The organism is Robinsoniella sp. (genome assembly GCF_034124845.1).
In genome coordinates, this window is the sequence record NZ_JAWYAJ010000149.1 from 1 (window position 1) to 8,908 (window position 8,908).

The 8,908-nt window shown below is 41.6% G+C and carries 10 protein-coding genes and 1 riboswitch; of the genes, 3 read left to right on the forward strand and 7 right to left on the reverse strand.

Going from position 1 to position 8,908, the window contains the following annotated elements:
- The first annotated feature begins 36 nt into the window (after positions 1-36).
- Complete coding sequence (locus ACH2DQ_RS07090) at positions 37-3,747, forward strand: glycosyl hydrolase family 95 catalytic domain-containing protein (RefSeq protein WP_395026134.1); 3,711 nt, start codon at positions 37-39, stop codon at positions 3,745-3,747.
- Positions 3,748-4,042: 295 nt separating this feature from the next.
- On the opposite strand, the gene ACH2DQ_RS07095 is transcribed toward ACH2DQ_RS07090, so the two are convergent.
- The 6 genes from ACH2DQ_RS07095 to ACH2DQ_RS07120 are packed head-to-tail and all read right to left on the reverse strand — an operon-like array spanning position 4,043 to position 6,464.
- Positions 4,043-4,471: a S8 family serine peptidase gene (locus ACH2DQ_RS07095; protein WP_394914593.1), complete on the reverse strand. Its 429-nt coding sequence runs from the start codon at positions 4,469-4,471 to the stop codon at positions 4,043-4,045.
- Positions 4,472-4,521: 50 nt separating this feature from the next.
- Positions 4,522-5,214, reverse strand: a complete 693-nt coding sequence (locus tag ACH2DQ_RS07100) for a S8 family serine peptidase (protein ID WP_394914592.1) — start codon at positions 5,212-5,214, stop codon at positions 4,522-4,524.
- Between the two features lie 54 nt (positions 5,215-5,268).
- On the reverse strand, positions 5,269-5,742 hold the full coding sequence (locus ACH2DQ_RS07105) for an MATE family efflux transporter (protein WP_394914591.1): 474 nt from the start codon (positions 5,740-5,742) through the stop codon (positions 5,269-5,271).
- Complete coding sequence (locus ACH2DQ_RS07110; protein WP_395026137.1) at positions 5,739-5,891, reverse strand: hypothetical protein; 153 nt, start codon at positions 5,889-5,891, stop codon at positions 5,739-5,741. Before ACH2DQ_RS07110 ends, ACH2DQ_RS07105 begins: the two co-directional genes overlap by 4 nt.
- Position 5,892: 1 nt before the next feature.
- Positions 5,893-6,348: a polysaccharide biosynthesis C-terminal domain-containing protein gene (locus ACH2DQ_RS07115; protein WP_395026141.1), complete on the reverse strand. Its 456-nt coding sequence runs from the start codon at positions 6,346-6,348 to the stop codon at positions 5,893-5,895.
- On the reverse strand, positions 6,297-6,464 hold the full coding sequence (locus ACH2DQ_RS07120) for a hypothetical protein (RefSeq protein ID WP_394914589.1): 168 nt from the start codon (positions 6,462-6,464) through the stop codon (positions 6,297-6,299). The genes ACH2DQ_RS07115 and ACH2DQ_RS07120 overlap by 52 nt, the downstream gene beginning before the upstream one ends.
- 97 nt (positions 6,465-6,561) lie before the next feature.
- On the opposite strand from ACH2DQ_RS07120, the gene ACH2DQ_RS07125 reads away from it, so the two are divergent.
- Together ACH2DQ_RS07125 and ACH2DQ_RS07130 are read left to right on the forward strand one after the other, a co-directional pair.
- Positions 6,562-6,981: a cytidylate kinase-like family protein gene (locus ACH2DQ_RS07125; RefSeq protein ID WP_394914588.1), complete on the forward strand. Its 420-nt coding sequence runs from the start codon at positions 6,562-6,564 to the stop codon at positions 6,979-6,981.
- 305 nt (positions 6,982-7,286) lie between these two features.
- Complete coding sequence (locus ACH2DQ_RS07130; protein WP_394914587.1) at positions 7,287-8,201, forward strand: exopolyphosphatase; 915 nt, start codon at positions 7,287-7,289, stop codon at positions 8,199-8,201.
- A gap of 361 nt (positions 8,202-8,562) precedes the next feature.
- Positions 8,563-8,637, forward strand: a riboswitch (Fluoride riboswitch).
- A 137-nt stretch (positions 8,638-8,774) separates the two neighbouring features.
- Here the strand turns inward: ACH2DQ_RS07130 and ACH2DQ_RS07135 are convergent.
- A complete protein-coding gene (locus ACH2DQ_RS07135; RefSeq protein ID WP_395026144.1) occupies positions 8,775-8,903 on the reverse strand; it encodes a DUF6783 domain-containing protein in 129 nt (42 codons plus the stop codon).
- Between the last annotated feature and the right edge of the window lie 5 nt (positions 8,904-8,908).

Here is an 8,908-nt window from a genome sequence, read left to right on the forward strand (position 1 = left end):
GCACCCATATTTTATATTACACCTGATGAAGGGCATATGTCGGATGAAGATCTGAATATGAGGCTTTGGTATAATAAGCCAGCAGAAATTTGGGATACGGAGGCTCTTCCCATTGGAAATGGCTCTTTGGGTGGTATGGTTTTTGGAAAGGTGGATGTAGAGCAGGTACAGATGAATGAGATTACTCTGTGGGATGGTGGGCCTAATTCAGAAAAATATAATGGGCATCCGTATAATAAACCGGGTATGCATCAGTATATACATCAATTTGAGGAAGAATATTTTGGGAGTAGAAGACAGAATCAGCTTACCTCAATCTCTGATAATCTAACAGGGGATGAAAATGCGTTTGGAGCATACCAGAATTATGGTACGCTGAAAATTGATTTGACAGATAAGCTTTCAGGAAGTGTAGATGTCACTGATTATCGGCGTGAACTGGATCTGCAGGAAGGGTGTGGAAGAGTTTGGTACAGCATAGGAGATGTAGAATATACACGAGAATATTATGTAAGTAACCCGGACGATGTGATGGTTATACATATGACTGCCTCCCAGGATGATGCTTTGAATTTCACCGTTTATAACGAGGTGGATGATAGTCAAAGTAAAATCAGTGCTCCACAGAAAAGTAAAACTTATCATACTTCGACGACAGACCATACGATTACCACAACAGGTACGATTATTCAGAGCGATATTAATTTTGCATCCCAGATTAAGGTAATTGCGGATCAGGCGGAGTTGTCAGATATGGAGGATGGAAAGATTACGGTTGAAAATGCTGAAGATGTAACTATTTTGGTTACGATTAAGACAGATTATAAAAATGAATCAGACCAATTTTCAGATCCGAATAACCCGCCTGACTATAAAGATGGCTCTGATCCGCTTGTCAAGGTCAAGGATATCGTCAACGCGGCCAGTAGAAAGACTGTCCAGGAATTAAAAGAAAGGCAGATGGAGGATTATAAGGCTTATTTTGACAGAGTTGCAATTAAACTGGGAAACAGCAGTGTAGCTAAAATGCCGACTGATGAGTTTTTGATTGCCTCTCAGGGAGATAAGAATCGAAACAGCTACATTGATGAACTTTTGTACCATTATGGGAGATACCTGTTAATTTCATCCTCCAGGAATTCAGAACTTGGTGCGAATCTGCAAGGCCTGTGGAACCGTTCCAACCAACCGCCGTGGAATGCAGATTATCATTACAATGTCAATATTCAGATGATCTACTGGCCGGCGTATGTCGCAAATATGCCGGAAATGGCGCTTTCTTATATTAATCAGGTGGACAAGCTTCAGGTTCCAGGGAAAACTACGGCTAAGGAGTATCATGGAGTAGATGAGGGTTTTGTGTTCCACATGAAAACAAATGCTTTTGGGTGGACAGCGCCGGGAGCGGAATTCAGTTGGGGCTGGTCACCAGGATCAGCTGCCTGGGCACTTCAGAATGTATGGGAGTATTATGAATTTACGAACGACAGAGAAATGCTGGAGAATACAATTTACCCGTTATTAAAAGGTAATGCACAGTTTTGGCTGGCGAGTTTGAGGGTAGATCCGGAAAATCCGGATAATTTGATCTCAGTACCTTCTTACTCTCCAGAACAGGGACCGAGAACAGTAGCAACTACCTTTGATCAGGAATTGGTTTGGCAGTTATTCACAGATACAATCAAAGCGTATGAAGAACTGCAGGATGTGGCAGATGAGAGATTTATAGGACAGCTCAGGGAGGCTAAGCGGAAACTGAATCCTCTTGCAATTGGAAATGATGGACAAATCAAAGAATGGAGGGAGGAGGCGGCTTATAATAAGGATGTAGCCGGCAAACGCCTTCCAGGTACCGATGACCACCACAGGCATGTATCACAGCTATTGGGACTCTATCCGGGAAAGCATATTACATTTGATACACCCAAATATATGGAAGCGGCAAAAAAATCGTTGACTTTGCGTACAAATGGAGGGACAGGATGGTCGAAAGCCCATAAGCTTAATTTGTGGGCAAGGACAGGAGATTCTGAACAGGCTTTTAATACACTTACCAGTTTTATTAGGAGATCTACAGATATTGTAGGTGATATGAATGCGGGCGGGGTTTATGACAACCTGTTGTCTTCACATTCGCCTTATCAGATGGATGGAAATGAGGGGACGACATCTGGTATCAGCGAAATGATTCTCCAGAGCCAGGGGGGTTATATACAGCCGTTACCATCGCTTCCGGAGCAGTGGAGCAGTGGATATGTGAAAGGACTTCTGGCCAGAAATAATTTTGAAGTTTCATTATCATGGGATGAAAGCAGTTTAGAGGAAATGAATATTTTATCAAAAGGTGGAAAAGAGTGTACGATTGCTTATGACGGAATTGATTCTGGCTATGTAGTCACATCCAACGGAACTATCGTAACAACAAAAGTTTTGGAAAGAGGGAAAAAGATAGTCTTTGATACTGAACCGGAAACTATGTATAGGGTCGAAAAGAGGGATGGTGAGGCAGTGGTTGACAGTATTACGCTGGATCCGGATACACTGTCTTTGAAGGTGGGAGACCAGCAGCAGGTAACTGCGATCATTACACCGGAGGATATGGTTTCCGCTGAAATAATTTGGAGTGTAGACAACGAAGATGTGGCTCAGGTAAAAGATGGTATGGTAACAGCAGTAGGACCCGGAACAGCAACTGTCACTGCCTCCTGCGGCGGAGTAACTGGAACTTGTAATGTTACAGTGGAGCAAATAATAGTTCCGAAGCCAATTACGGCAGTTCAATTAACGGTTTCCAGAAAAGAAATAAAAGTGGGAGACAGGTTTGATATTGGTGCTTTAGTAATTCCAGTAGATACAACAGAGGACAATACATTGATATATAAGTCCAGTGCTCCTACTATTGCTTCTGTGGAGGCAACAGGAAAGGTAGAGGGAAGAAGTCCGGGAGAGGTCAAGATTACTGTTACATCTAAAGCAAATCCTGAGATTTCCAATGTATGTTATGTGGACGTAAAGAGTTCGGTAGTTATTGTCCCTACAATTGTTATTTCTCAAAATACTAAAATATTGCCTGTCGGTGAAAGTTTTACATTGACAGCAAAGGTTACTCCTTTGGGTACACCAACTTGGAGTAGTAACAATCCTGCTGTTGTGACTGTAGGCAAAAATAATGGCAAGGTTGTTGCAAATAAGATTGGAACAGCCATAATTACAGCATCCTGCAACGGGAAGACAGCGTCGTGTACGGTAACTGTCGTGGAAAAAGTACCTGATAAGGTTAAACTATCGTCAACTAAGAGAGTCATGGGTGTCAGGGAGAAGTATAAGCTCAAGGTAACCTTGCTTCCGGCGGGAAGTAAAGCAAACATTACCTACAGCTCTGGCAGGAAGGCAGTGGCTTCGGTAGATGCTAAGGGCCGGATTACAGCAAAGAAAACCGGAAAAGCAACAATTACAGTGAAGACATCTAACGGCAAGACTGCGAACTGCGTCATTACGGTTAAGAAAGCACCTGCAAGGATCACACTGAGTGCGAAGAGAAAGACGGTGAAAGTGAGGAAGACTCTGAAATTAAAGACAACTTTATCAAAAGGTAGTGCGGGAACTGTAAAATATACCTCAAGCAATAAGAGGATCGCAACAGTAGATGCAAATGGTAAAGTAAAGGGATTGAAAAAAGGCATCGTCACTATTAAAGTTAAAGCATATAATGGAAAAAAAGATAAGATAAAATTGACGGTAAAATAATATATTGATTATGTGGTAGCGAAATATAAAAAGAAGGGGGGCAGTTGGATCGGCTACCATAAACTGGACAGATTTTAAGCTGATAAATCCAGCTCTCTTAGTCGGAAAATAGATAGACTGCAAACAGTGGAAGGTGATTATCACCAATTTCACCTTCCACTGTTTGCAGTGATGAAGTTAAATGAAAGATGGGAAGACTCAAAGAAGAAACCTTTACATTAAAAAAGAGCAGTACCGAAGTACCACCCTAAGTCAGATAGATTGTTTTAGTTGCAACTATTTAGTTTTAAGAGATTTACTCCCGGAGCCTGAGGATTGTCTGATAGAGATTGAGAGTACCCATACCCGATTCCATGTTTGGATAAATATATGCAGGATTCCGGTCAGCACCACGGATTAAATAGGTTCGGATAGAGTTTGCATTCATACCTGCATTATTCCCTTGCACGATACCCCAGGACATCAGATTGGCCGCAGCACCTGCTACATGGGCTGCAGCCACGGAAGTTCCAGTATCATATGTCATTGACAATCCTGATTCAGTAGAGTTCCTGGAGATGGAAGGCCCATAGACATTTACACCTGGTGCAACAATATTTGGTTTTTCAAATTGAATGCGGTTATTGCCATAACTGGAATGGATATAAAGACTGCTATCCCGATGGTTATAGGCACCTACAGTAATACAACTATGCCCATAGCTCGGCGGTAAATCCCTTTTCATTTGGCGCTACCGTTATTTCCACCTCTTCATATTCCATGTCCGCCTGAATGTCACCCAGAAAATGATGGTACATTCCCAGCAGATACAACAGATGCAAATCCAGTGGTTAAATTTAATCTTCTTAACAGCAGTCCAAGCGGGGATGTTCCTTCATGACTTCCCATGTTAGTCCCAAGACCGAGACAAATGATCAATGGCATTTTATATCTGGCAGATATAAGAGTCAGATATTTAATCCCCATCATAATATCATTTTCCTGATATGCTTCAGCAGTATCTTGTATTAAGTAGTAATCCCGTAAATATTGTTTTGCGGGTTTGAGTTTAACTACTGCGATATTACATTCGGGTGCTGCTCCAATAAAATCCCCATTTGGTGATGGTGAACCTGCGGCAATTCCAGCCAGAAATGTTCCATGTCCATTGGCGTCTGTACTAGGAATTAACGTTAATGGGTTTTCGGATGCCAGAGCTTCATTAATTTCATCATTTGTAAATTCTGTTCCATAAATAATAGTATCATTTACGGTAAGTCCCGGAATTCCAGGCGGTAATTTCTGGAGAATATCCAAAGACGGTAAAGTCTGATCCCAAATCCCCAAAATGCGGGATCTGCCGTCCGAAAGCCGGAACAGCGGATTTTGATAGTCTATTCCGGTATCAATAAAACCAATGATCGTTCCCTGTCCCCGCAAGTTCAATTGAGGTTGTTCAATGGAATTCAATATACCGGATGCTTCCATGCTGGATGTATCCAGGGTTGTATAAAGATTACATTTTTTCTATTACAGTTCTTTCTATTTCAGCCCTTTCAGCTGTTTATCAGCAATCTGTTTCATAAACAGTATCCCGATCGCCAATGCAACACCTTCTGCAATGGGGAATGATACCCATATCAGTACCGACGCATTTTGGAATTTGGTAATTAACCATGCCAGTGGCAATGCCACAACTATCAACCGCAGCAGGGATAGAATCAAGGATCTTATACCGCACCCCAGCGCCTGAAAAATTCCCTGATATGCTATATTGGCGCCTGCAAACAGATATCCAATTGTTACGATACGAATTGCAAGTACACACAATTTTTGTGTTTCCGGTGCCACGGAAAAGATTCCGGCTAATTGGTCTGCAAATATCTGAAGCCCCAGCAAGCCCACAGCCATGATCAGCAGCGTATATATCATGCCATATTTGATTCCTTCATCCACTCTTTTCCGATCCCTTTTCCCATAGTTATAGGATACGATTGGAATCAATGCATTATTCATTCCAAATGCAGCAAAAAAACAAACTGCTGGATCTTATAATAGACGCCATATGCCGTCACAGCTGCGCTGGACACTGCTCCGAAGATAATATTTACCCCATAGGTCATGAATGACATCAATGCCTGCATGATAATCGCCGGTAATCCCACCTTATAGATTTCGTTGATTATCGCCCCCTTTGGTTTTATATATCGGGGGGCTGGGATCAATATCTTTGTTAAATCCATAGTGGAAAATAGCGTCCAGATGAAAAGAAACCATCTGACCAATAATCGTTGCATAGGTGGCTCCGCTGATTCCCATTTCCGGACAGCCAAAATATCCAAATATCATAATCGGATCCAGAACGATATTAACCAGTGCTCCCGCTATCTGCGCTACGGTAGTCAGAGTTGTCCGCCCGGTGGCCTGAAGCAGTTTTTCATAGATGGTGTACATTATGATTCCAAAGGACCAGACGGTGCAGATGCCAAGATAAGATTGCCCCATTTCCAGGATGACCGGATCTGTAGTCTGGGAATGCAGATAAGCATTGACACCAAATAAACCAAAAATCAAAAATACGAGATAGGTACAGAGACCTGAAAATATTGCATTTCCGGCAATCCGGCTGGTTTTTTTGTGATTTCCCTCCCCAGACTCTTTGCCAGCAGGGCATTAATTCCCACGCCAATTGCAACCATCAGCATCTGAACGGGAAATGCCAGGGTAAGTGCATTCACTGCATATTCCCCCATCTCGGAAATTTCAGCCATAGAAAGAACGGAAAGAAAGAGGAGCAAAATAGAAAGAACTGAATATAGAAAGGGCGGATGAATCATGAAAAAAAGAATTATTACAATTAGCAGAGAGTTTGGAAGCGGTGGAAGAACCATAGGAAAACTGGTGGCAGACAGTCTGGGAATTGCTTTCTACGATAAGGAGATTATTGAAAAGGCCGCGGGTGAAACAGGCTTTTCAGAGGAATTTATTGAAGAGCAAGGGGAAGATTCTCCTACGAAAAGTATTTTTGCTTATTCCTTTATTGGAAGAGGCATGAACGGCATGTCAGCGGAAGATTATCTGTGGACGGCACAACGCAGAATAATCCTGGATTTAGCAGAGAAAGAACCCTGTGTAATCGTAGGAAGATGTGCGGATTATATTTTAAGAGACCGGGAGGACTGCCTGAACGTTTTTATTCATGCAGATGTGGACAAAAGAGCGGAACGAATTGTAAAACTCTACGGCGAGACATAAACAAAACCGAAAAAGCGCCTGGCTGACAAGGATAAGAAGAGAAAAATTAATTATAACTACTACACGGACCAGGTGTGGGGCAGGGGGCAGAATTACCATTTGACACTGGACAGCGGCGTAATTGGAATCAACCCGTGTGCGGAAATTATTACCTGGATTTCTAAGTAATAAAGTCACAATATTTACATGAAAATAAAACATTAAGGCTATCCATTTTGTAAATTACATGCTATGATAGGACATATAAAATCTAAAGCGTATACGAGACTATGAATACACGTATGCAAATGAAGGAGCTGAATATTATGAGACTGGTTACCCGTTCCGACTTTGATGGTTTGGTTTGCGGTGCACTGCTGAAAGAAGCAGGAATTATTGATCATTGGAAGTTTGCACATCCCAAAGATCTGCAGGATGGTCTGGTGGAAATTACAGAGGATGACTGCCTTGCCAATGTACCTTATGTAGAAGGGTGTGGCCTGTGGTTTGACCATCATTCCAGTGAATTTGAGAGAAACGAGCTGGAAGGAAAATATAAAGGAGAAAGCCGCATAACACCGTCCTGTGCAAGAATCATTTATGATTATTATGGAGGCAATGAAAGGTTTTCCCATTTTAATGAAATGATGGAAGCCGTAGACAAAGTGGATTCAGGCAATCTGACGATTGACGAAATCCAGAATCCGGAAGGATGGATACTCATTGGTTTCCTAATGGATCCCAGAACAGGTTTAGGCCGTTGGAGGAATTTTACGATTTCCAATTATCAGTTAATGGAAAAGCTGATCGATGCCTGCCGCACCATGAATACAGAGGAAATACTTAGTCTGTCAGATGTAAAAGAAAGAATTGAAGTCTATTTTGAACAGACAGCGAAATTTAAGGAAATGATACAGGCACATACCAGAGTGGAAAAAGATGTAATTATTTCGGATCTGCGAGGCGTAGACCCTATCTATACAGGAAACCGTTTCCTGATATACAGTATGTATCCACAGCAGAACATTTCAGCCTGGATTGTAAATGGAAAAGGCGGAAAAGGGTGCTCAGCAGCAGTAGGCTACAGTGTTTTGAACCGGACTTCCGACATAGATGTGGGAAGCCTGATGCTGAAATATGGCGGCGGCGGACATAAAGCAGTTGGTACCTGTCAGTTCAGTGATGAAGATATGGATGAGCTGCTTCCGAAAATGCTGGATGAGTTGATAAATAAAAGATAATTATGAGGATGGAAAAGGCGTGTTCTTTATGGAATGCGCCTTATATAATTTGTGATTATATTTAAATGAGATAATATAAAATAATTATAAAAAATGCAACAATGTATGATAAAGTTGTTGACAATATGAAATCAAGATGTTAAAATGACTTTAATGAAAAGTGTTAGTCCTTTTACGGCGATAGAGAGGAGCTACCCGTTCCGGCTTTGCGGGCATTATAAATACAAAGGTTGTCTCTACCTATGGAGTTACATAGGTCGGCTCCCAGAATATTAAGTGAAGGAATTTTATTTTTTGTTGGAAAGTGTAAAAGATAAATCCAGTTGACATTTCCAGCCCAATATGCTAATATTCTCAATAGAAAATAAACGGGAATGAGGTTCTCCCCAGGTAAACAATACCTAAACTGCTATTAGCTGATGACTTCTGTTTCAGGACAGGGGTGTCAGTTTTTTTATGTGCAGAAACCTGCATAGCAGAGATTCAATCAGAAAAAGCTGGCAAATCAATGTAAATTGAGCTGCCGGTTTTTTTAGTTCAGGAGGAAGATATGTTTAAGAGAGCGTTACAAAGTTACAGAGATATTCTGATATTATGCATTGCTGCTTCTGTGATCGGAGTAATTGTGGGAATGCTAGAGCGTGTTTTAAATTTGCTTTCTGGCAGCTGTGCGTCACACTTTGTGGGAGATTTGTCCCGGATGAAGG